The sequence below is a fragment of the Lactobacillus equicursoris DSM 19284 = JCM 14600 = CIP 110162 genome (assembly GCF_001434815.1).
Classification (GTDB): Bacteria; Bacillota; Bacilli; order Lactobacillales; family Lactobacillaceae; genus Lactobacillus; species Lactobacillus equicursoris.
On sequence record NZ_AZDU01000008.1, the window covers coordinates 16,767 to 37,842 of the forward strand.

20 protein-coding genes and 1 pseudogene are annotated in these 21,076 nt (G+C 47.9%); 7 read left to right on the top strand and 14 right to left on the bottom strand.

The annotated features are described in order from the left end of the window. Positions 1-69: 69 nt before the first annotated feature. Entirely contained in the window at positions 70-1,119 is a 1,050-nt protein-coding gene (locus tag FC20_RS02675) for an IS30 family transposase (protein WP_008462401.1), read from the bottom strand. Between the two features lie 303 nt (positions 1,120-1,422). Here FC20_RS02675 and FC20_RS02680 point away from each other — a divergent pair, with 303 nt between their 5' ends. Then, a complete protein-coding gene (locus FC20_RS02680; protein WP_008462402.1) occupies positions 1,423-2,253 on the top strand; it encodes a site-specific integrase in 831 nt (276 codons plus the stop codon). Between the two features lie 97 nt (positions 2,254-2,350). Here the strand turns inward: FC20_RS02680 and FC20_RS02685 are convergent, their stop codons facing one another. Next, positions 2,351-2,734 (bottom strand): hypothetical protein, encoded by a 384-nt coding sequence (locus FC20_RS02685; protein ID WP_008462403.1) that lies wholly within the window; start codon positions 2,732-2,734, stop codon positions 2,351-2,353. Positions 2,735-2,951: 217 nt separating this feature from the next. Here FC20_RS02685 and lepB point away from each other — a divergent pair, with 217 nt between their 5' ends. After that, on the top strand, positions 2,952-3,515 hold the full coding sequence (lepB, locus tag FC20_RS02690) for a signal peptidase I (protein ID WP_008462404.1): 564 nt from the start codon (positions 2,952-2,954) through the stop codon (positions 3,513-3,515). Positions 3,516-3,599: 84 nt separating this feature from the next. After that, complete coding sequence (locus FC20_RS02695) at positions 3,600-3,785, top strand: LBP_cg2779 family protein (RefSeq protein ID WP_008462405.1); 186 nt, start codon at positions 3,600-3,602, stop codon at positions 3,783-3,785. Positions 3,786-4,149: 364 nt separating this feature from the next. On the opposite strand, the pseudogene pepT reads toward FC20_RS02695, so the two are convergent. The 3 genes and pseudogenes from pepT to FC20_RS02710 form a co-directional block, all read right to left on the bottom strand. Next, positions 4,150-5,387 (bottom strand): annotated as a pseudogene (gene pepT, locus FC20_RS02700) (peptidase T). 30 nt (positions 5,388-5,417) lie between these two features. Next, entirely contained in the window at positions 5,418-6,215 is a 798-nt protein-coding gene (locus FC20_RS02705; RefSeq protein ID WP_008462408.1) for a Nif3-like dinuclear metal center hexameric protein, read from the bottom strand. 9 nt (positions 6,216-6,224) lie between these two features. Then, entirely contained in the window at positions 6,225-6,908 is a 684-nt protein-coding gene (locus tag FC20_RS02710) for a tRNA (adenine(22)-N(1))-methyltransferase (RefSeq protein WP_008462409.1), read from the bottom strand. A gap of 136 nt (positions 6,909-7,044) precedes the next feature. Between FC20_RS02710 and FC20_RS02715 the strand changes: the two genes are divergently transcribed. Both FC20_RS02715 and FC20_RS02720 read left to right on the top strand, forming a co-directional pair. Next, entirely contained in the window at positions 7,045-7,485 is a 441-nt protein-coding gene (locus tag FC20_RS02715; RefSeq protein WP_008462410.1) for an 8-oxo-dGTP diphosphatase, read from the top strand. Next, the gene (locus tag FC20_RS02720) at positions 7,485-8,333 is read left to right on the top strand and encodes a M23 family metallopeptidase (protein WP_008462411.1); all 849 of its coding nucleotides are present in this window, start codon (positions 7,485-7,487) and stop codon (positions 8,331-8,333) included. The genes FC20_RS02715 and FC20_RS02720 overlap by 1 nt, the downstream gene beginning before the upstream one ends. Before the next feature lie 28 nt (positions 8,334-8,361). On the opposite strand, the gene FC20_RS10280 is transcribed toward FC20_RS02720, so the two are convergent. After that, the gene (locus tag FC20_RS10280) at positions 8,362-8,517 is read right to left on the bottom strand and encodes a hypothetical protein (RefSeq protein WP_008462412.1); all 156 of its coding nucleotides are present in this window, start codon (positions 8,515-8,517) and stop codon (positions 8,362-8,364) included. 140 nt (positions 8,518-8,657) lie between these two features. After that, positions 8,658-10,388, bottom strand: a complete 1,731-nt coding sequence (locus FC20_RS02725; RefSeq protein WP_082610472.1) for an FAD-dependent oxidoreductase — start codon at positions 10,386-10,388, stop codon at positions 8,658-8,660. A gap of 129 nt (positions 10,389-10,517) precedes the next feature. Here FC20_RS02725 and FC20_RS10800 point away from each other — a divergent pair, with 129 nt between their 5' ends. Continuing rightward, positions 10,518-10,895: a hypothetical protein gene (locus tag FC20_RS10800; protein WP_008462416.1), complete on the top strand. Its 378-nt coding sequence runs from the start codon at positions 10,518-10,520 to the stop codon at positions 10,893-10,895. Between the two features lie 195 nt (positions 10,896-11,090). Then, positions 11,091-11,402, top strand: coding sequence for a helix-turn-helix domain-containing protein (locus FC20_RS10805; RefSeq protein WP_236697625.1), 312 nt, complete (start codon positions 11,091-11,093; stop codon positions 11,400-11,402). Between the two features lie 164 nt (positions 11,403-11,566). On the opposite strand, the gene FC20_RS02735 is transcribed toward FC20_RS10805, so the two are convergent. The 7 genes from FC20_RS02735 to glyQ form a co-directional block, all read right to left on the bottom strand. Beyond that, a complete protein-coding gene (locus FC20_RS02735) occupies positions 11,567-12,301 on the bottom strand; it encodes an LrgB family protein (protein ID WP_008462419.1) in 735 nt (244 codons plus the stop codon). Positions 12,302-12,601: 300 nt separating this feature from the next. After that, positions 12,602-13,738 carry a sigma-70 family RNA polymerase sigma factor gene (locus FC20_RS02740; RefSeq protein WP_008462421.1) on the bottom strand — a complete coding sequence of 379 codons (1,137 nt, stop codon included), beginning with the start codon at positions 13,736-13,738 and terminating at the stop codon, positions 12,602-12,604. A 36-nt stretch (positions 13,739-13,774) separates the two neighbouring features. After that, a complete protein-coding gene (gene rpoD, locus FC20_RS02745; RefSeq protein ID WP_008462422.1) occupies positions 13,775-14,896 on the bottom strand; it encodes an RNA polymerase sigma factor RpoD in 1,122 nt (373 codons plus the stop codon). A 57-nt stretch (positions 14,897-14,953) separates the two neighbouring features. Then, the gene (gene rpoD, locus FC20_RS02750) at positions 14,954-16,078 is read right to left on the bottom strand and encodes an RNA polymerase sigma factor RpoD (RefSeq protein WP_056945306.1); all 1,125 of its coding nucleotides are present in this window, start codon (positions 16,076-16,078) and stop codon (positions 14,954-14,956) included. Continuing rightward, positions 16,068-17,888: a DNA primase gene (gene dnaG / locus FC20_RS02755; RefSeq protein WP_008462424.1), complete on the bottom strand. Its 1,821-nt coding sequence runs from the start codon at positions 17,886-17,888 to the stop codon at positions 16,068-16,070. Before dnaG ends, rpoD (FC20_RS02750) begins: the two co-directional genes overlap by 11 nt. A 30-nt stretch (positions 17,889-17,918) precedes the next feature. Beyond that, positions 17,919-19,985: a glycine--tRNA ligase subunit beta gene (gene glyS / locus FC20_RS02760; protein ID WP_008462425.1), complete on the bottom strand. Its 2,067-nt coding sequence runs from the start codon at positions 19,983-19,985 to the stop codon at positions 17,919-17,921. Further along, positions 19,978-20,889 (bottom strand): glycine--tRNA ligase subunit alpha, encoded by a 912-nt coding sequence (gene glyQ / locus FC20_RS02765; RefSeq protein WP_008462426.1) that lies wholly within the window; start codon positions 20,887-20,889, stop codon positions 19,978-19,980. The genes glyS and glyQ overlap by 8 nt, the downstream gene beginning before the upstream one ends. Positions 20,890-21,076 lie beyond the last annotated feature (187 nt).

The window sequence follows — 21,076 nt, forward strand, 5'->3', positions numbered from 1 at the left end:
AAAAGATAAAAAGATCGTCAATTGCAAGAATAAATTGAACACTTACCAATAACATCTGGTAGATTTTGACTATCTACGCCGATAAATATGGTCAAGCTCTACGTCAAAGCACTCTTCTGGAGTCTTGTAGTTTAAGATCTTTCGAGGAAGAGAGTTGCACCATACTTCGATCTTAGCAATGTCTTCCACGCTGTATTTATCCATACGACCTCCCTTAGGGATATAGCGTCTGATAAGGCCGTTGTGCCGCTCTATGCTACCTTTATCACAAGATGTATAAGGGTGAGCATAGTACACAAGCGTCTTGGAAACTTGCTCAAGATTTGATAGATCCCCGAACTCGGAACCGTTGTCGGTTGTGATAGACTTAAAGATTTGATTCCATTTGAATCCATAGTATTCTCGAAGCTTATCAAATGCCTTCATAACGCTAACTGAGGTCTTATTCTCAATCTTGATCATGAAGAACTGACGAGTCTTTCGTTCGCACAGAGTAATCAACACATCGTCATCCTTAGTCTTGTGTCCAAGAACCAGATCGCATTCCCAGTTACCAAAGTCCTTACGGTTTTCGATTCTAGGACTACGTTCATCGATGCTTCGTCCCAGGATACGCTTGTTTACACGGGCACGGCGAGTCTTTGTATTGCGCTTGACCTTCTCTGGAAGATCACCGTTCTTGATGTCCATTAGGACCAAGTCAACGTAGTTATACAGGGTTTTGGTTGATACGATCTGATCCTTTTGAAAGATCCCTTCAGCCAAAGCATAACCCACGCAAGCATCAAGAGACCAGCCTCGATTATGGAAGCAGCGGGAAACATGGTCAATAAACTTATGTCTGCGAAGAAACAATCTCTTGCGGCCGCATTCGCTTCTATGTAGTTCGTAAGTGCTTTGTCCTTCGACAGCTTTATACCGCTTCAGATTGCCGGTATACAGGGATACTGTGCCTCTTTTGAGCTCATACCTGACCGTGCTAGGTGAGCAGTTAAGTTCTCTAGCAATAGCACGATTAGAGAAGCCCTTGGAGTGCAATTCCTGGATCGTAGTCCGGTCGTTTAACGTAAGGTGTTTGCCTTTTTGGTGTGGTTTAGTGTTAGAATATGAATGATCCATTTTAACCTCTCTAGAAATGTTTGTGGTGATTCATATTCTACCAGATGGTTGAAATAGATTTTTTGTGCTCTGATTCAGTGAAAGCATTTTTTCTTACTGGATCGGAACAGTGTTCAATTTGATTTTACAATCGGCGTTCAATTTTTCTGGCTTTTTTGCCAGAAAGTCAATGGGACAGTTCTTATCAACATACTTTTTGTTAACCTTGTTTTGTTGGGCGCGGCGAAGCCGCGCTATTGTGTTATAATTATTGTAGTAACAATTAGGAAGCTTAAACGATAGATAAATATAAAGGAGCAACTTATGTACCCTCACCAAACCGGCTTTGAAAATTGGTGCCGGGGCCCGCAAAGGCTCAGCTCCAAGTCAATTGAGAACGCCAATTACTGCTTGGACCATTTTTTCACTTATGCCCAAGTGAATTTTCCATCAAGCGAGGTCAACGAGATCACGGCCAACAATGTCAGAGACTACCTGCAACAGCTGTCTAGCAAGGAGAAGCTGCAGGTTACGACCGTCAACAAGTATGTCTCCTACATCAAAAAGTACTTCTACTACTTGGCCCTGGCCGGTATCACCCCGACCTACCACCTGCTGGATTTGAAAGGCTACTCTTTTGAGTGCCGCAAGACCTATGTAATTGACTGGCAGGACCACTTGCCAGCCTTGATCCCCTATGTCCAGCATCCTTTAACTTTATGGCTCTTGCAGCTTTTTGCCCTGGGCTACCAGGCTAAAGAGCTATTAAGTCTTAGATCCAGCGATGTCAAGGATGATTTAGCTGACATGACTGACTACTTAACTGGTACTCTTTCTTTTGCAGACAATCCCGACCCCTATATCTTTGCTTCTAGGTCAGGAAAGCCATATGCCAGCAGCAACAATATCATGCAGCTAGTCAAGCCAGACAAGGATCTCCTCTCCCCTATGCCCCTGACCTTGACCAACCTGCGCTTGTCCTATGTCTACTCTATGATCAGCCAGCAGAAATATTCTGACAAGGAGCTGCTGGACCTGCTCCATTGCCCGCCAAAGCGCCTAGCCTACTACCAGTACAACGCTGTCCAGTGCAATCTCATCCCCTTTTCTGAAGAGATAGTAAAAAAGGGCGGACCAGATGCCGCCCCTGCATGAATAAAATCAAAAAAATCTTCGAAACTCATTTCGAAGATTTTTTTGATTTCTCTACTTTTGTATTCTATCAGTTTAGTTAACAAGCTACATTAAGATTTTAGTACGCCCAAATTTCGACACCTGCCATCAAAGTTTTTGAACTATTGTTGTAAACTCTAACAGAGTAATCTCCTGACCCACTGAAATTCCTAAACTTCATTTTAATACCAGAAGTTTTCACCGTATATGAGTGAACCAATTTTCCGTATCTAAAAATTTTCACACGAACTTTCTTACCGCGAGTTGAAACACCAACTTTATATCCTTTTTTTGCATGAACTCGGTTTGTACTAGCTGAACTAACACCTTTATAAAGGGCGGTTTCACCATACGTTTCATTAGTGTCAGCAAGTACTTGCTTTGATTCTGGCATAACCCAACACACGGCCATAACTAGAATCGCAGTCAGAAATGAAACAAATGTTTTTTTGTGCTTACTCATTAAGATTCCCTCTTTCTTGATAACAGTTACTTTTGTATTCAATGCTATCACTAATCAAATGATTGTCAAGAAGTAAAAATATTATGCGCTTCAACACTATAGAAAATTTCTCCAAGAATTCTTTGCTCTCCTTTCCGTTTTGAACGTGAAAAGAATATTTTACTGTAACAACAAGTGCTATAATGAATTGATAGACAATAAAAGGAGATTTTAATCAATGAATAAAAAGAAGCAAGCCGCTGAAGAAGAAAGCTGGGGCAAATTTTTCCGTGACGTCCTGGTAATGTTCCTGATCTTTGTCTCAATCTATTATGTTGTCTTCTCCTTCTTCTTAGCCAATGAAGTGGTCTCTGGCCCATCCATGCAGCCAACCTTTGAAGATGGCGACCGATTGATTGCAGTGCGCAAATTTACTCCTAAACGTAACGACGTCGTGATCATCAAGGCCCCTGACCAAGCCGGCGCCATGTACATCAAGCGGGTGATCGGCCTGCCTGGCGACACTGTCCAATCTAAAAATGACGTCCTCTATATCAACGGCAAAAAGGTCGCTCAGCCATACCTTAATAACAAATATAAGAAGGCCGACAACCTGGCTGGGTCCAACTACACCAGCAACTTCAAGGTGAAAATCAAGAAGGACTACTACTGGGTCATGGGTGACCACCGAGACGTGTCTAAGGACTCCCGCAAATTCGGTCAAGTTAAGCGCAGCTACCTCTTGAGTAAGGTTGTTCTCCGCTACTGGCCGGTCACCAAGATCAGCACTAATTTTTACTAATTTTTCGGAAGTTTTCTTTTAAGTTCACGCCTTCATCCTTAAAAAATGGTAAAATTAACTTATGAAGATGAAGGAGTGAAGATCATGAAACCAGAAGAACTTTCAGACACAATCATCGAATTTCAAAGCAAGCACGACGTGAGTGACACGAGTTTGGCCTTTGCCAGTCACCTTTCTGTTGAAAAGGTGCACGCCATGAAGCAAGGCCGGGGCAACTTCACCAGTGATGAAGTCAACCAAATGCTCGACTACATCCAGTCACAAATGTAATCAAAGGCAGTCATTGACTGCCTTTTTCTTTTGCTATTTTTTACCATTTTTTCTTTTTACTACTTGTTATTGTTCCACGCTGGATATTTTACACTTGCTAAAAAATGTAAAACGCAATAAATCCCGATATTACAGCTTTTGTATCTATTTTTTCTTAACAGTTTGACTTGCTATCATTATTTTTTAAGTCTGATTCGCAAGCAACCAAAGCCGGTATAATAGTATTTTTATCCAAAAGCCTGTAAAGGCTTAACATCGTTTTTTGTTTCACACCCTTTTTCCACCAAAGTTATTCACAGAACATGTGATCTAAGCTTTTTAACAAAAAAGACTGCTGGCTAATCAGCAGTCTTTTCTGGTTATTCTATTTAGCTCTTTCCGCGTTTAGTTCGGCCATCTTGATCATGACGTCAACAGCCTTCCACATGGATTCCAAAACCGTGTATTCATAACGGCCGTGCATGTTTTCTTCCCCGGCAAAAAGGTTTGGACATGGCAAGCCCATGTAAGTAAGCTGGGAGCCATCCGTACCCCCTCTAACTGGTTCTTCGTTGATTTCGGTTAAGCCGCAGGCTTTGTAGGCATCCCGGGCCAGGTCGATGATTTCCATGTGCTTGGCCAGTTCATCAGCCATGTTGTAGTATTGGTCCCACATCTTCAGCTTGATCCGTTCGCCGTACTTAGCGTTTAATTCGGCAACCTTTTCCTTAACCAGGTTCTTGCGGGCTTCCAGGCCGTCGCGCTTAAAGTCGCGGATGATGTAGGCCAGGTGGGCATTGTCAACCGTTCCTGAGAAGTCCATCAAGTGGTAAAAGCCTTGTTCGCCATCAGTCTTTTCTGGCACTTCATCTTGAGGTAGGGAGTTTTGGAAATCGATCCCCACTTGGATGGCGTTGATCATTTGCCCCTTGGCAACGGCTGGGTGGACGTTGACGCCTTGGATGTCCAATTCAAATTGGGCAGCTGAGAAAGTTCCCCAGTCCAATTTGCCTGGGCCTTCGCCATCTACCGTGTAGGCAAATTCAGCACCAAAGTCTTCTACGTCAAAGTGCTGAGCACCAGTCCCGATTTCTTCGTCCGGGGTAAAGCCTAGGCGGATGGTCCCGTGCTTGATTTCTGGGTGAGCCAAGAGGTATTCGGCGAAAGTAACCAATTCACTGTCGCCGCACTTGTCGTCCCCACCGAGCAAAGTATCACCAGAAGCAGAGATAATAGTCTGACCCTTGTACTTCTTTAGATTAGGGAAAACGGCTGGATCCAAGTAAAATTCGCTGTCCCCCACTGAATCTTGGATACGCCATCGTAGTTTTCGGTAATTTGCGGCTTAACGTTTTCGGAATTAAAGTCAGCCGTGTCACAGTGAGCCAAAAATCCCATCACTGGCACGTCCCAGTCGACGTTAGATGGGATTTCAGCGATGACCGTCCCGGCCTTTTCGTTATAGTGAACGTCGCTTAAGCCAAGTTCCTTCAATTCTTCTATGATCACCATTTGGTAGTCCACTTCTCTTTGGGTAGATGGGAAGCGGTCTGCGTGCTCATCTGAGCGGGAGTTGATCTTGACGTACTTTAAAAATCTTGGCAACAGGGTTGGATATTCCATTTTTCTTTTCCTTCCTGGTAAAAAATCTATCTAAAAAATATTGTGAAAAGGATCAGTTGATACTTCACTGATCAAGATTTCGGTCTGCCAGCCGGCCGCTTTTTGCCAGTGCTGGAGGCGCTTAGCCACTTCGTACTTGAAGAGCTTTTCTGTGTAGTGGCCTGGGTCGACCACGGTCAGGCCGCTAGAAATCATGTCATGGCCCGTGTGGTAGTAAACATCCCCGGTAATGTAGGCATCGCAATCGTCCTTGAGGGCTTGCCGCCAGAACTTGTTGCCGTCCCCGCAGACGAAAGCCACCTTGCTGATGGACTTTGCTTCATCAGCTGTAATTAAACGCACCATGTCCACGCCCATTTTTTCCTTGACATATTCAGCAAAGTCCCGGGCAGTCATTGCTTTTGGCAAAAAGCCCTGCCGGCCAATGGCGATGCCGTCTTTGTCAAGGGCAAAAGGTGCGACCCTTTCTAAGCCCAGTTCCTGGGCCTGCCAGTCGCTTGACCCATCTTGCGCCTTGTCGGAATTGGTGTGAATAGAGTAAACGGTGATGCCATGTGCGATAATTTTGGCGTACATGGCCTTTTGCGGGTCGCTATAGTCCAAGTTATCAACTGGACGGAAGATCAGCGGGTGGTGGCTGATAATCAGGTCTACGCCCCGCTCAATGGCTTCATCGACCACGTTAGGCCGAACGTCCAGAGTGGTCATGACCTTGGTCACCGGCGCTTCAAGTGACCCGATCTGCAAGCCAACTGGGTCGCCCTCAGTCGCAATTGCTTCTGGGAAAAATTCATTCAGCTTAGCAACGATTTCTTTTACCTGAGTCATCTTTGCCTCCTAGTGAGCCAGTTCTTCTTGAATCATGGCCAGCAAGTCTTCAACCTGCTTGATCCGCACTTCGTCTTTTTGCTTGGCCTTGTTCAAATTTGCCAGCAGCTTTTGGTAGTATTTTTCTTGCCCTTCCCATTTTTGGTAAAAAACGGGAGTCTTTTGCTTCAGTAAGAGCGGGCCAAATTCCACTTCCTTAACCGTCAGAGGGTGAACCTGGTCGGTCAGCTTGGCCTTGATCAGCTCATAGATGTGGCCAGCTTCAGCCACAATGTCTTCTTCGACGATTTCATACCGATTATCCATCAGCCACTGGCGAACGTTGTTTTCGCCGATATTGGCTTCTAAGACCAAGGTCGGATAATAAGCGCCCCGGCTGGCAGCTTCGCTAAGCAAAGTCACCATCAGCTTGCCGCCCATGCCGGCGATCACGACCGTATCGATCTGGTCTTCCTTTTTCACGGTCTCAAGGCCTGAACCGAGACGGGTTTCGATTTGGTCAGCTAAGCCGGCTGCCTGGATGTCGGCTTCGGCATTAGCCAAAGGTCCCTTGGCCACGTCACTGGCGATGGCGTAGCTGACCTTGCCCTGTTCCACCAGTCTAATTGGCAAATAGGCATGATCGGTCCCAATGTCGGCAACCCGGCTATTAGGATCTACCATCTCTGCCAGGCGATTTAGTCTTAAATTCATTGAAAATCTGCTCCTTTACAGAAATAAATTTTATCATAATTGCCCAAGCAAAAGGGCTTTTCTGCAAAAAATTAACCAGCGTGCTATAATAGAGAGAAGTTTTGACTATCAAAAGCTAAGGAGGCTTTTAGGGAATATGGATCGCACTGAAGCAGTAACCTTGACCAACATGTGCATGATCGTGAACCAAGACCGCGTCTTAACCATCAAACGGGAAGACCCGGTTTGGCCTGGTCTCGCCTTTCCGGGCGGCCACGTCGAAAAGCACGAATCAGTTCATGACTCGGTGGTTAGAGAGGTTAAAGAGGAAACCAATCTCGACATCGACCATCCCCGCTTAGTTGGCTTTAAGCAATTTTTTGACAAACAGGACCACCGCTACCTGGTCTTCTTTTACCGGGCAGACCACTTTCAAGGAGAGATCAAGTCTTCAAGAGAAGGCAAGTTGGAGTGGGTCAAAATTGCCGATTTAGCAAAGCGACAGCTTGCCCACAATTTTGGCCAGGATCTGAAGCTCTTTTTAAATCCCGATTTGGATGAGCATATGTTGTTTAACAAAGAGGACTTTTTATATTAATGAGTAGTAAGAAAAGTACGAAAAAAAATCAGAAAAACAAGAAGAAAAAAAATAGCAAAAAGTGGCGAACCATCTTGACCATCTTGGTCTTCATCGGCCTCTTCGCCTTTGCCGGCTTTTACATTCACAGCTATCCCGTAGCTGACGACATTAAACTGATTGCTACCCAGCCAAAGGCCTTAAAGAAAAAGAAAACCGTTACCAAGTCTCAGATTTGGGGCTATCCTTTTGCTAAGTGCTACACCAAGAAGATCAAGTACTTGTCGGGTCAGCGCTACGGGAAAACCGACATCTGCCGGCGGACCTACCCGAAGAAGTCCTACTTCCATGACGGCTGGGACTTTGGCTGGAGCGAGGTCGGCAATAAGGCAGCAGTTTTAGCCGTCCACCCTGGCACCGTCAAAAAGATCGCCTACGTACAAGGGCTTGACTACTATGTCTGGGTTGTCTCAGACGATGGCTATGTGGAAATCTACCAAGAAGCCTTTCTTAACCGGAGCGACATTAGCGTTAAGGTTGGCCAAAAGCTGAAGCTGGGTCAAAAGATCGGCCGCTTGACCGACTCTCACCTCCACCTGGGCGTCACCAAGACCAGCAAGGACTACATCACCAAAAAGGGTCACCCTTACAAGAACTACTACAAGGACAATGGCACCTGGCTGAATCCAATGACGATCATTACGACCAGCCTGGGAAAGCAAGCCGAGGTCAAGGAATATAACCAAAAGGCTGACAGCTACAACATCAAGGCTACTAGCTACAATAAGACCCTGGCAGCCAAGAAGGCTAAATTAAAAGCAGAAGAACGCAAACACCTTTACCACTACGTTAAGGGCTTTATCAAATAAATATAAACAAAAAGACGACTGAAATTAATCAGCCGTTTTTTCCTGCCCTTTTCCAGGTCAAGGAGCAGTCTTTTAGCTTCCAGGCCAGCGGCATAGCCAGGTTGGAATCAAGGTCATAGCCCGGCAGGTTAGGCTTACAGCGGTCGCAAGTTTGAACTGCCTTCCACATTTCATTGTCATCCATAAACTTTCTCCTGTTTTTCCGTGAACTCTACATAAAATTTCAACATGTTTTGCATGTCTTTACTTTTGGATCTAGGAAATTCAATTGATTGGATGAAAAAGGCGGTTGACTGATGTCAACCGTCTTTCTGCCATATTCAATTATTTAGCAATGTATTTGGCTGCTTCCAGGCCGGCGATGCGGCCGGAGTTTACGGCAAAGCCCATAGTGTTGCCTGGCAGAGTAAAGTTGTAGCTGTCGGCATAGATGGTATTGGCATCTGATCCAGCGCTGTACAGGCCTGGGATTACCTTATCGTCGTCATCCAGGACTTGGCAGTTCTCATCAATCTTGACACCGCCAACCGTCCCGTAGGCCCCGCTGTAGAACTTGCCGACCAGGTAGCCGCCTTCCCCAGTCAGCTTGTGGAGGTAGTCAGGATTCTTGAAGAAGTCAGGGTCCTGGCCATGGTCACAGTAACTGTTGTAGTCGTCGATGGTTTTTTGCAGCTTGTCAACCGGGATGGCTAATTTTTCAGCTAATTCAGCGACAGTATCAGCCGTAATGATTGCCTCATAGCCATTCTCTTCAGCCTTCTTAATGACTGGGTCCAGCAGCTTAAAGCCGGCAGCTGGGTGGACGATGTCCATGATGTCAGGTCCTTCATCTTGGTACTGCTTCAGAATTGCCCGGTCCATGATGACATAGGCATAGTGGCCTGGCTGAAGGAACATGGCATTGCCAGAGAAGGTGGTATTGCCCAGCATCCCTTCATCCATAAAGCGGTCCCCATCCTGGTTGATCATCAAGTTTGGCTGGCGCAGAACCCCATCAGCCACCATGTATTCCAGGTTGTGCGGCAGGATGTAGATCATTTCGACCGTGTCGCCGTACTTTTGAGCCCCGGCCTGCCACATCATCTTCAGGCCTTCACCCTTGATCCCCGGCACGTTGAAGGTAAAGAAGTTCTTGTCCAGGTCAAAGCCCTGCCGTTCTTTCAGCATTTCCGCGCTTGATCCATAGCCGCCAGTTGCAACGACTACAGCCTTGGCTTGAACCGTGTATTCAGCTTCTTCACTTTCAGCCAGCAGGCCGGTCACCTTGCCTTCTTTAGTCAACAGCTGCTTGACTGGGGTCTCCAGGTAGAACTTGACTCCCAATTCTTCAGCCCGCTTGGTTAAAGCCTTGTTCATGGCTGAGGCGCAGCCAGGCCCGATCTTGCCATCTCCTGGGTCAACGATGTGCCAGGTGGCGTTAGATTCCTTAAAGTAGCGGAAAGCCCCGGCAAACTTGACCCCCATGCCTTCCAGCCAGTCAATAGTTGAGGCGGATTGCTTGAAGTAGCGGGCGACCAGGCGGCCATTAACCCGGTAGTGGGTGTATTCCATCTGGTTCTTCAAGGCTTCAGCCACAGAGATTTCATTGAAGTTGGCCTTTTGGATCTTGGTATTGATCCCCAGTGGCCCCATCCCCATGTTGGCGGTCCCGCCAGTAATCTTTTCCTTTTCAAAAACGAGGACCTTGACCCCCTGTTCAGCCGCGGCAACGGCGGCCGCTAAGCCAGCTGGGCCGGCAGCGACAATGGCCAGGTCGGTGGTCAATTCTTCCTTAGTCTTGTCCTGGCTTTCACCGCTAGCTTCCTTCAGGGCCTTCTTTACAGCAGTCATGATAGCATTGGATGAAACGGTCGCGCCAGATACAGCATCAACTTCAGTTGACTGGGAGGCGATGATTTCGTCAGCAATTACCTCATTGGCCTTTGACTGGTATTCACCTGCTCCGACCAGGACCTCTACAGCGCTGATCTTTCCATCAGTGATGGTCGTGGCCACCTTAACTGGGCCGTGCAGGCCTTCTGCTTCAGTTTGGTATTTTCCATCTTGATATGACATGGTATTTCTCCTCGTTTTTTCACACTTAATTTTCTTAACCGCTTACATTATATCGTGAAAAAAGTATAATAGTAATTAAGCCGGGTATCTAAATTATTAGCAAAAAGTAACTTTTAGAAGAGGGAGCAAATGTTTATTGAGCGGAAAGTCGTGGGCAGAATTGAACTTGGACATGATTCGTTTATCGCGGAAAAAGGCACAGAGATAAGCTCAGCTTTTCACTTAGAGCTGGTGGAGGTCCTCTCACCCTGCCATGCCCTTTTGAACAACTTGCCCTGTCAGCTGGATGCTTACGATATCGTGATCTCAAAGAAATTGCCGCGGATAGCTTTTTTCAACAAAGAGCCTTTTAAATTAAGGCTGATCAGCCTGGACTTTAAGCGGCAGGCAGTCCTTGACACCCTAACCATGGCCAATAACGGCCTGGTTCATGACGTTTTCAAGGACCTGGACCAGGCGGAAAGCTACGTGCACTACACTGGCCTGGACAACATGATCTGCCATTAGGGGCTGAACTTCTGCCAGCGGATTTCGGAGGCGGGAGAAGGCGACTACTTCCTTGATTATGAACTGTCGCTGGCCTGCGCGGGCTTCTTAACCGAGCTGTCCCGGCACTATCATGGGCGAGTTTGCCTGGATTCGTCCCATTTTCCCAGCAGTAATGTCCACTATACCAATTCGATGACCAGGAGCGGGATGATCATGAACTACCTGGTAGCCAATGTTCAAGACGTTAGCTTGGAGAAGATGGCCCAGCACTTTGGTTACCAGCCCAAGTACCTGTCCCGCCTGATTAGGCAGCTCTTTGACCAGACTTTTAGTCAGCTAAAGACGGAGACCCGGGTGTCGATCAGCAAGTCCCTTCTAGAGCTGACGACCAAGAGCATCGAGGAGATCAGCACGATCGTCGGCTACCCTAGCGTCAGTACCTACTACCGCGCCTTTAGGCAAGAAACGGGCCAGACGCCGAATGAATACAGGAGGCATCACCGGCAATCGCCGACAATTAAATAGCGCCACCAGAACAAATCTGGTGGCGCTATTGTTGCTTAAGTTACAATTTCAGCTTGGCGCGCGATCCCGGAACCTTATCGCGGCCAACCAGCCCACTGTCGCCTCTTGCCTGACAGCTGCTTTAAAAAATCCTGCCAAGTCCAGCTCGGCAGGATTTTTTTAGCTTACATAAACAGATTTACAAAGATCGGGACGATGAAGTTCATCACCAGGCCAATGATAACCACGGCAATTGAGGCCATTGCCCCTTCTACTGAGCCAAGTTCCACTCCCTTGTCCGAACCAACCGTGTGGCCAGCTGTCCCCAGGCCCAGACCCAGGCCGATGTCAGACTTGTCCAAGCGGAAGGCCTTGATCAAGATATCACCCGCGGCATAGATGATCACGGCATTTAAGATGCAGGCTAAAGAAGTGATCGCGGCTTGCCCACCCAGGGAAGTGGTGATCTGGGTAGCAATCGCCAAAGTCGCCGCTTGTGGCAGCATAGCAATCGTCGTTGCTCGACTTAATCCCAGCAATTTCGCAACGGCCAGGATGGCGAACATGGCGATAAATGAACCAGCAACCAGGGCCAGGATGGTCTCTTTCCAGTACTTTTTAACGACATCGTTACGCTTATATAGCGGGATGGCAAAAGCAATCGTTGCTGGCTGCAGGAACCAGTTGATAATATTGCCCCCTGGCAGGAAGTACTTATTGTAAACAGCTGCTGTGCTCATGTCGCTCAGCTTGCCCCAGACAACTAGAATGAGGATCCCGCAAACCGTCCCCACTAACAAGGGGTGGAAAAGGAAGAAGCCGTGGCTCTTTTTAAAGAGAAATTGACCAAAAAGGAAGACGGCCAGGCTGATGAAAATCCCAGTGAAGGGCAGGGCCAAATTAGCAGATAATGCGGACATGACGACTCCTCCTTAGATCTTGTGAACCAGCTCTTTATTGGCAACGTTGATGTTATCAATGGACTTCTTGAGCTTGGCCCGGTTTTCCTTGACTGATAGTACAAACAAGTTAACGTTGTAAACTACCGGCAAACCAAACAGGAATGGTTCGTTGATGTTAAACCGGATGCCTGCCCATAAAAGCGTTCACTCCCTTAAAAAAGTCATAATTGGTCATTTCGGGATCGCTGCTTTTTCAGCTTTTCTGTCAAAAGAAAAAACATGCTTCCAAAAAATGGAAACATGTTCTTCTTAATCTGCCTATTCAGCTGAGAAGTAGTCTTGCAGCATGTCTGAGTGGTGCTTGAGCTTCTTAACTGCCTTGGCTTCAATCTGCCGCACCCGTTCCCGGGTCACGCCCAGTTCCCGGCCAACCTCTTCCAGGGTGTGGGGTTCGTCATCGCCTAGACCAAAGCGGAGAGTCAAGACCTTAGCCTCTCTTTCGGTCAAGAAGTCGTCCATCATCCCTGACAGCTGGTCTTTCAGCATTTCAAAGGCCGTGTATTCTTCTGGGTTAACTGCCTTGTTGTCTTCCAGCAGGTCGCCTAATTGGGAATCCCCTTCTTCACCAACTGGCTTGTCCAGAGAATCGGTTTCCTGGTTCTTGGCTACCGTCAAAATTTCTTGAACCTTTTGAAGCGGCTCATCCATTTCCGCAGCCAGTTCTTCTGGCTTGGCATCCCGGTCCAAGTCTTGCTGGAGTACCCGCTGGATCCGGTTCATCTTGTTGATGCTTTCAACCACGTGAACTGGAATTCTGATCATCCGGTCTTGGTCAGCTAAAGCCCGGGTAATGGCCTGTCTGATCCACCAAGTGGCGTAAGTAGAGAACTTAAAGCCCTTGGAGTAATCAAACTTGTCAACTGCCTTCATCAGGCCAATATTGCCTTCCTGGATCAAGTCCAAGATGCCCATCTTCCCATTGTGCTTGGCATAGCGCTTGGCAATCGACACAACGAGCCGCAAGTTGGCAGCCGCCAGTTCGTCTTTAGCTGATTCATCCCCGGCTTCAATCCGCTTAGCCACTTCTACTTCTTCATCCCGGCTGAGAAGCGGCACCTTGCCGATTTCTTTTAAGTACATGCGGACGGAATCATAAACCCGGTCGCTGTCACTAGAATTGATTAATTCTTTCTTCTCTTCTTTTTCAGCTTCCTCCTGAATTTTCAATGCAAGGCTTGATGGTTCGCCCTGATCATCGACAATGCTGATCCCACTATCCGCAAACTGTTCAACCAGCTTGGCAGTATCTTCTTGGTTCAGCTGATATGGGACCAAAAGCCGTGCCTTTAGGTCTTTTTCGCTGATCTGCTTGGTCTTTGAGAGACCGGCAATCACCATTTTTACTGCCTTTTCCAGTGGAAAATCATTTACGTTAGAAGCATTTTCTTTTGCCATTCAATCCGCCCTGTTCATTATTAATTTGCTAATTTACTACTCTAAAAAGTCGCGAAGCTGGTTGCTTCGACTTGGGTGCCGCAGCTTTCTCAAAGCCTTGGCTTCAATTTGTCTGATCCGCTCGCGCGTTACGCCAAAGACCCGGCCCACTTCTTCCAGCGTGCGCGGGTTGTCGTCATCAAGCCCAAAACGCAGACGTAAAACATTTTCCTCTCTGTCAGTCAAAGTGTCAAGGACTTCTGCCAGCTGGTCTTTCAGCAGCTCATTGGCTGCGTGCTGCTCAGGACTCGTGGCATCCTTGTCTTCAATGAAGTCGCCAAGGTGTGAGTCGTCTTCTTCCCCGATTGGGGTTTCCAGCGATACTGGTTCCTGGGCCACCTTGAGAATTTCTCTGACCTTTTTAACCGGCAAGTCCATTTCGGCTGCGATTTCTTCCGGTTCAGGATCCCGGCCAAGGTCCTGCAGGAGCTGTCTTTGGATCCGGATCAGCTTGTTGATGGTTTCAACCATGTGAACCGGAATTCTGATGGTTCGAGCCTGGTCAGCGATCGCTCTAGTGATCGCCTGTCTGATCCACCAAGTGGCATAAGTGGAGAACTTGAAGCCAAGGCGGTAGTCAAACTTGTCAACTGCCTTCATCAAGCCCATGTTGCCTTCTTGAATCAGGTCTAAAAAGCTCATCCCCCGGCCAACATAGCGCTTGGCAATGGAAACCACTAACCGCAAGTTGGCATTGGTCAATTCTTCCTTAGCCTCTTCGTCTCCAGCTTCAATCCGCTTGGCTAATTCAACTTCTTCATTCCCAGTCAAAAGGTTGACCCGGCCGATCCGCTTTAGGTATTGGCGCACGGGGTCATTCATCCGGCTGCCTGGGGCTGCCAGATTTTCCAGCTCAGCCTTTTCCACGTGCTTTTGCTTGGTTAAGGCTAATTTCGAAGGTTCCCCTTTTTCGTTGACAATGCTGATCCCATTGTCTTCAAATTCCTGCACCAGCTGATCAACAGCCTTGCCTTCCAGCTGATACGGCTTAAGTAAACGATCAGTGAATTCCTTGTCTGTAATCTGCTTTTGCTTTTTGACATCCTTAACAACTATCTTTACCGCATCAGCCAGGGACAGTTGCTGGTCCTTGGCAGCGCTCTTTGCTTTGTCTGTCATTTGATCGCCTTCACTCTTTATCGTCAATACTGTTTTCTTAGCCTGCAATACTAAAAACTAATCAAGGAAATCGCGCAGTTGACCACTGCGACTTGGGTGACGCAGCTTTCTCAAGGCCTTGGCCTCAATCTGCCGGATCCGCTCGCGCGTTACGTCAAAATGCTGCCCCACTTCTTCTAAAGTCCGCGTCTTGCCATCGTCTAAGCCAAAGCGCAGGCGCAAAACATCAGCTTCGCGCGCGCTCAAGGTTCTCAAGACTTCTGAAAGCTGCTCTTTTAGCATTTCATTCGCTGCGTGCTGCTCTGGACTCATGGCATCCTTGTCCTCGATAAAGTCGCCTAGGTGAGAATCGTCTTCTTCGCCAATTGGCGTCTCCAGAGAAACCGGTTCTTGTGAAATCTTGAGGATTTCCCGGACCTTCTTGGTCGTGATGTCCATTTCGGCTGCGATTTCTTCTGGCTCAGGGTCTCGGCCTAGGTCCTGCAAGAGCTGTCTTTGGATCCGGATCAGTTTGTTGATGGTTTCGACCATGTGAACCGGAATTCTGATGGTCCGGGCCTGGTCAGCGATCGCTCTGGTGATCGCCTGCCGGATCCACCAAGTGGCATAAGTAGAGAACTTATAACCCAAGCGGTAGTCGAACTTGTCAACGGCCTTCATCAAGCCCATGTTGCCTTCTTGAATCAGGTCTAAAAAGCTCATCCCCCGGCCAACATAGCGCTTGGCAATGGAAACCACCAAGCGCAAGTTGGCTTCTGCCAGCTCTTGCTTGGCTTCTTCGTCTCCGGCCTCAATCCGCTTGGCCAAGGCCACTTCTTCTTCGCTGGACAAGAGGTTAACTCGGCCGATTTCCTTCAAATACATCCGGACCGGGTCATTCATCCGGATCCCGCTTGGAGCCGCCATGCTGTTTAATTCAGCCTTTTCCACGTGCTTTTGCTTGGTCAAGGCTAGTCTAGACGGCTTGCCGGCCTCGTCCACGATGCTGATCCCGCTGTCTTCAAACTCCTGCACTAATTGATCGACAGCCTGCCCTTCCAGCTTGTAGGGTCTGATCAACTTTTGGGTAAAAGCCAGCTCGGTAATCTGCCGGTCGCCTTTAACTTCTTCCACTACCAGCTTCACTGCTGCTTCTAGGCTGAGCTGGTCCTTCCCAGAGCTTTTATTCGTCTTATCCGTCACCGGCTGCCTCCTCCTGCCGCTTCAACTGCCGCAGCTGCAAAATTGCCTGCGTCTCTCTTAAAACCGATAATTGATCGCCCCGGCTCTTGGCGGCTGCAATTGCCTGCATGTGCTGATCAATTTCTTCGTCAATCTTGCACAAGTTGAGTACTCTAACCTGTGCTTCGAGTTCTTCCAAGGTAATTGTACCTGGTAACTCCATTATATCAGTACTAACAATTATACTCTGAAGTTCGTCAGGAATAAAATCTAAAAACTCCTTAATTGAAACTTTTTCATGTGTTTCAATGTAGGTCAGCCATAGCTTGGCCAATTTCTCGTAGCTGGCTTCTGGAAAAACAAAGCCATTTCCCAGCAAATATTTTCTGGCCTCATCTGAATAGATATAGGCATATAAGAGGCGCTGCTGGGCCTTTTGCGCCTTCAATTTTAAGGGCGACTCTGGCTGAACCATTTCTGGCATCGGCGCTGGCTCTTCTGGCAGCTGATAATTCGTATGCTGCTCAACCCGGCGGTTGCGCCGTCTAGCCCGGGACAAGTTGACCTTTAAGGCTTCAACCGATACCCCGCTTTCTTCAGACAGACGGTTTACATAAAGATCCTGTTCAACCGGGTTCAAACCAGCAATTTCTTGAATGGCTTCAGCCAGATAATTGACCTTCTCCCTTTCATTATTGAGATTGTACTTTTGCTTTAACCGGTAAAGGAAAAAGTCCGTCGTCGAAATAGCGCCCTTGATGGCCCCCTGGTAATGCTCGGCCCCGTACTGCTTGACATATTCATCGGGGTCCATTTTTTCCGGCAAGACAACAATCCCTAAGTTGAAGTTGCCGGCTTGCTTAAAGAGGCCGACTGCCCGCTCAGCGGCATGCAGACCGGGATCGTCCCCGTCATAGTTGATGATGACGTTCTTGGTAATCCGGCGAATCATGTAAACCTGCTGCTCGGTCAAGCTGGTCCCCATGGAGGCAATCCCGGTCTTGACGCCGGCCTTATAGGCACTGATCACGTCCATGTGCCCTTCAAAGAGTACCAGGTGGCCTTCTTTTCTCGCGTGCTTTTTAGCTTCAGCAAAGTGGAAGAGCAGGTTTGACTTGTTAAAAACGCTGGTTTCCGGACTGTTCAAATACTTGGCTTCTTCCTTATTGTCGCTAAGGCGTCTGCCGGAAAAAGCCACCGGATGCCCGGCCTCATCGGTCATCGGGAACATCAAGCGGTCCCGGAAGCGGTCAAAGAGCCGGCCATCCTTGCTTTGGACAAAAAGGCCGCTTTGGCTGAGCAAGGAATCTTCAAAGCCCTGCTCTCTTAGGTAGGTTAACAGCAGATCGCCCCGGTCTGGGGCGTAGCCCACCTGGAAGTGCTTCAGGGTCTCATCGTCCAGCTGTCTGCTTCTGGCATATTCTAGCCCCCGTTCCCCAATCTTTGTCGTCATCAGGATTTGGTGGTAAAAATCTGCTGCTTCTTTGTGCATTTCCATCAAAGGATTCAGCTTAACCGGCTGCTCTTTGTAGCTGGCTGGCAGGCTGATGCCGGCAAAATCGGCCACTTGCTTGACGCTTTCTGGGAAAGTCAGGTCTTCTTTTTCCATAATGAACTTGAAGACGTTCCCGCCCCGGTGACAGCCAAAGCAGTAGAAAAACTGCTTGTCTGGACTGACGCTAAAAGAAGGAGTTTTTTCTTGATGAAAAGGGCAAAGACCAACATAGTCTTTGCCTCTCTTCTCAAGTGACACGTATTGGCTGATTACGTCGACAATGTTGACGCTATCCCGAACTTCATTGACAAATTCTTCCGGAATTCTTCCAGCCATTTCATCACCCTTTATTTAATTTAACTTGTTTTATTTAATAACCAGCTTGCTCAAGTCGCCTAAGCGCTTAGTCAAGTCGTTAACCGCAGCCAATTGGCTCAAGCGGTTCTTCTTCACTGCTTCGTCCTTAGCCATGATCATGTTGACGTCGAAGTAGCGGTCAATTACTGGCTGCAAGCCAACAAAGGCTTCGTACAGGTCGTTATGATCACGAACAGACTTCAAAGCTTCAACCCCATTATAAAGGTCTTCTTCGCTTCTGTCTTCAAATAAGCTTGGATCAACTGGAGCAGCTTCAGTGAACTTAGCCTTAGACAAGATGTTGTTGATTCTCGTCAAGCTTTCAACGACTGGCTTGAAGGCTGCATCGTCGTGGTGAGCTTGCAGAACCTTGGCAGCAGCCAAGATTTCGCTTGGGTCTTGTTCACTTGAGGCCAAGACAGCGTCGATGACGTCGTATTGGTAGTTGTTCTTTTGCAGGTACTGCTTTACCCGGTCGCGGATAAAGTCAGCCAGCTGCTGGTCAGCTTCTTGGCCAACCGGCAACTTGGCAGGCGTCTTGCCAGACAAAAGGTCGACCAGTTCTGGAATGACTTCGCCAAATGGCAGGGACCAGCCTTCGTTTAAGAGGATGCGCACGATCCCGTAAGCATAGCGGCGCAAAGCGTATGGGTCGTTTGAAGATGATGGGATCATGCCAGCGCCAAAGAAGGCAATGATGGTATCCAGCTTGTCAGCAACGGACAAGAGAGCCCCAACCTTGGTCTTTGGCAATTCCCCTTCTGCAGTAGTTGGCATGTAGTGTTCCTTGATGGCAACAGAAACGTTTTCGTTTTCGCCAGCCAAACGGGCATAGTGCATCCCCATAACCCCTTGCAGTTCAGCAAATTCCCCAACCATTTGGGTAACGAGGTCGAACTTGTAGAGACCACTTACCCGGTCAAAGTCAGCAACTTCTTCGCTGCTTAAGCCAAAACGCTTAGCCAGGTAGTCGCCGATAATGCGAACTCTGGCCATCTTTTCTGCCATGGAGCCGATCTTGTCATGGAAGGAAACGCTGTCCATCCGGTCGACAAAGTGGCTGAGTGGGTACTTACGGTCTTCGTCGTAGAAGAAGACCGCGTCATCCAAACGGGCAACCAAGACCTTTTCGTTACCAGAAACAACATTTTCCAGATGTTCCCGGTTACCATTTCTAACAGAGATGAAGTGGTTGATCAGCTTGCCTTCTTGGTCATAGACTTCAAAGTAGCGTTGGTTGTCCTTCATGGAAGTAATCAGGACTTCGTCAGGAATTTCCAGGTACTTAGGGTCAAAAGAGCCGGCAAAAACAGTTGGATATTCAACCAGGTTGTTGACTTCTTCCAAAAGGCTTTGGTCTAACTTGATTTGCCAGTTGTTGCTCTTGACCAAATCGTTGATTTGAGAAACGATCATGTCTTTGCGTTCACTAGCGTCAACGATAACAAATTGGTCTCTCAAGGCTTCAACATAGTCATCGGCGTTTGCTAAAACCACGCTGTCACCTAAGAAGCGGTGACCAGCGGTCTTGCGGCCAGCAGTGATGCCCAAGAATTCCATTGGCACGACTTCGCTACCGTAAAGGGCAACCAGCCAGTGGATTGGACGAACGAATTCGAAGTCTTGTGAGTCCCAGCGCATCTTGGTTGGGAAGTTCATATCCTTGATCACGCTAGTCATGCCTAAAAGAAGGTCCTTAGCAAGCTTGCCAGGCTTTTGCACGTGAACATAAGCGTATTCAACACCCTTTAATTCTTCAAAGTAGATATCATCAGCGCTCATCCCTTGACCGCGGGCAAAACCGATGGCAGCCTTGGTCCAGTTGCCGTCAGCGTCCTGGGCAATCTTTTTAGCAGGGCCCTTCTTGACTTCGTCAACGTCTGCTTGCTTTTCAGCCAAGTCCTTAACTAGCACCGTCAAACGGCGAGGAGTGGAATAGGTTTGGATGTCCTTAAAGCCCAAGCCGTTTTCCTTCAAGAACTTGCCGGTCCGGTCAGCCAATTGCTTAACTGACTTGGTAACTACGTGAGCTGGCATTTCTTCAACGCCAATTTCAAATAAAAAGTCTTTAGTCATTACTTGCCTCCGCCTTCAATTGTGCACTCTTCAGCAATGGGAAACCGCGCTTTTCGCGTTCTTCCACGAACTTAACAGCTACTTCGTGAGCCATGTTCCGGATCCGGTGCAAGTAGCCAGCTCTTTCGGTAACGGAAACAGCGCCGCGCGCGTCAAGCAGGTTGAAGGTGTGGGAACACTTCAAGATGTAGTCGTATGCTGGGTGAACCAGGTTCTTGCTCAAAAGGCGCTTGGCAATTCTTTCGTAAGTGTCAAAGAATTCCAGCAGCTGCTTTTGGTCGCTTTCTTCAAAGGCATACTTGGAGTGCTCGTATTCAGGTTCCTTGAAGATGTCCCGGTAAAGGACGCCGTCGCCCCATTCCAGGTCAAAGACAGAGTTGACGTCTTGGATGTAAGAAGCTAGACGTTCAACACCGTAGGTGATTTCACCCATGGTTGGCTTAACGTCTAATTCGCCGACCGTTTGGAAGTAAGTAAATTGAGAAACTTCCATCCCGTCCAGCCAAACTTCCCAGCCGACCCCGGCACAGCCCATGGATGGGTTTTCCCAGTTGTCTTCAACAAAGCGGATGTCGTGTTCAAGCGGTTCAATGCCCAAAACCTTCAAAGAATCCAAGTAGTATTGTTGAATTTCTAATGGAGCTGGCTTTAAAACGACCTGGAACTGGTGGTGTTGGAAAAGCCGGTTAGGGTTGTCACCGTAGCGGCCGTCAGCTGGCCGGCGGGATGGCTCAACGTAGCAAGCCTTCCATGGTTCTGGGCCAACTGCCCGCAAGAAAGTGTATGGACTCATGGTCCCTGCACCCTTATTTTCATCGTAAGACGGCATGATCATGCAACCCTTGGAAGCCCAAAATTGTTCCAGCTTGAAGATCATGGTCTGAATATCTAATTTTTGTGCCATATGTTACCTCCTATGCAAGGCCATAAAAAAAGCCTATGCAATTACTGTTGCATAGGGACGAAATAAGTATTCGCGGTTCCACCCTAATTCAGAAGACATATTGGTCTCCTGCTCTTAATTAGCTTGGCTAGAGGTGCCTTTTCCCGCCGTATCCTTCCACCAGCCGATACTCGCTTGCACGGTACTT

Coding starts and splice junctions, on each gene's coding strand:
- FC20_RS02740 (WP_008462421.1), bottom strand. CDS start 13,738: ATGGCAAAAGAAAATGCTTCTAACGTAAATGATTTTCCACTGGAAAAG.
- FC20_RS02725 (WP_082610472.1), bottom strand. CDS start 10,388: ATGTCATATCAAGATGGAAAATACCAAACTGAAGCAGAAGGCCTGCAC.
- lepB (WP_008462404.1), top strand. CDS start 2,952: ATGAATAAAAAGAAGCAAGCCGCTGAAGAAGAAAGCTGGGGCAAATTT.
- FC20_RS10800 (WP_008462416.1), top strand. CDS start 10,518: ATGTTTATTGAGCGGAAAGTCGTGGGCAGAATTGAACTTGGACATGAT.
- FC20_RS02675 (WP_008462401.1), bottom strand. CDS start 1,119: ATGGATCATTCATATTCTAACACTAAACCACACCAAAAAGGCAAACAC.
- FC20_RS02720 (WP_008462411.1), top strand. CDS start 7,485: ATGAGTAGTAAGAAAAGTACGAAAAAAAATCAGAAAAACAAGAAGAAA.
- glyS (WP_008462425.1), bottom strand. CDS start 19,985: ATGACTAAAGACTTTTTATTTGAAATTGGCGTTGAAGAAATGCCAGCT.
- FC20_RS02715 (WP_008462410.1), top strand. CDS start 7,045: ATGGATCGCACTGAAGCAGTAACCTTGACCAACATGTGCATGATCGTG.
- FC20_RS02685 (WP_008462403.1), bottom strand. CDS start 2,734: ATGAGTAAGCACAAAAAAACATTTGTTTCATTTCTGACTGCGATTCTA.
- FC20_RS02695 (WP_008462405.1), top strand. CDS start 3,600: ATGAAACCAGAAGAACTTTCAGACACAATCATCGAATTTCAAAGCAAG.
- FC20_RS02710 (WP_008462409.1), bottom strand. CDS start 6,908: ATGAATTTAAGACTAAATCGCCTGGCAGAGATGGTAGATCCTAATAGC.
- glyQ (WP_008462426.1), bottom strand. CDS start 20,889: ATGGCACAAAAATTAGATATTCAGACCATGATCTTCAAGCTGGAACAA.
- FC20_RS02680 (WP_008462402.1), top strand. CDS start 1,423: ATGTACCCTCACCAAACCGGCTTTGAAAATTGGTGCCGGGGCCCGCAA.
- FC20_RS10805 (WP_236697625.1), top strand. CDS start 11,091: ATGAACTACCTGGTAGCCAATGTTCAAGACGTTAGCTTGGAGAAGATG.
- dnaG (WP_008462424.1), bottom strand. CDS start 17,888: ATGGCTGGAAGAATTCCGGAAGAATTTGTCAATGAAGTTCGGGATAGC.
- FC20_RS02705 (WP_008462408.1), bottom strand. CDS start 6,215: ATGACTCAGGTAAAAGAAATCGTTGCTAAGCTGAATGAATTTTTCCCA.
- rpoD (WP_008462422.1), bottom strand. CDS start 14,896: ATGACAGACAAAGCAAAGAGCGCTGCCAAGGACCAGCAACTGTCCCTG.
- FC20_RS10280 (WP_008462412.1), bottom strand. CDS start 8,517: ATGGATGACAATGAAATGTGGAAGGCAGTTCAAACTTGCGACCGCTGT.
- FC20_RS02735 (WP_008462419.1), bottom strand. CDS start 12,301: ATGTCCGCATTATCTGCTAATTTGGCCCTGCCCTTCACTGGGATTTTC.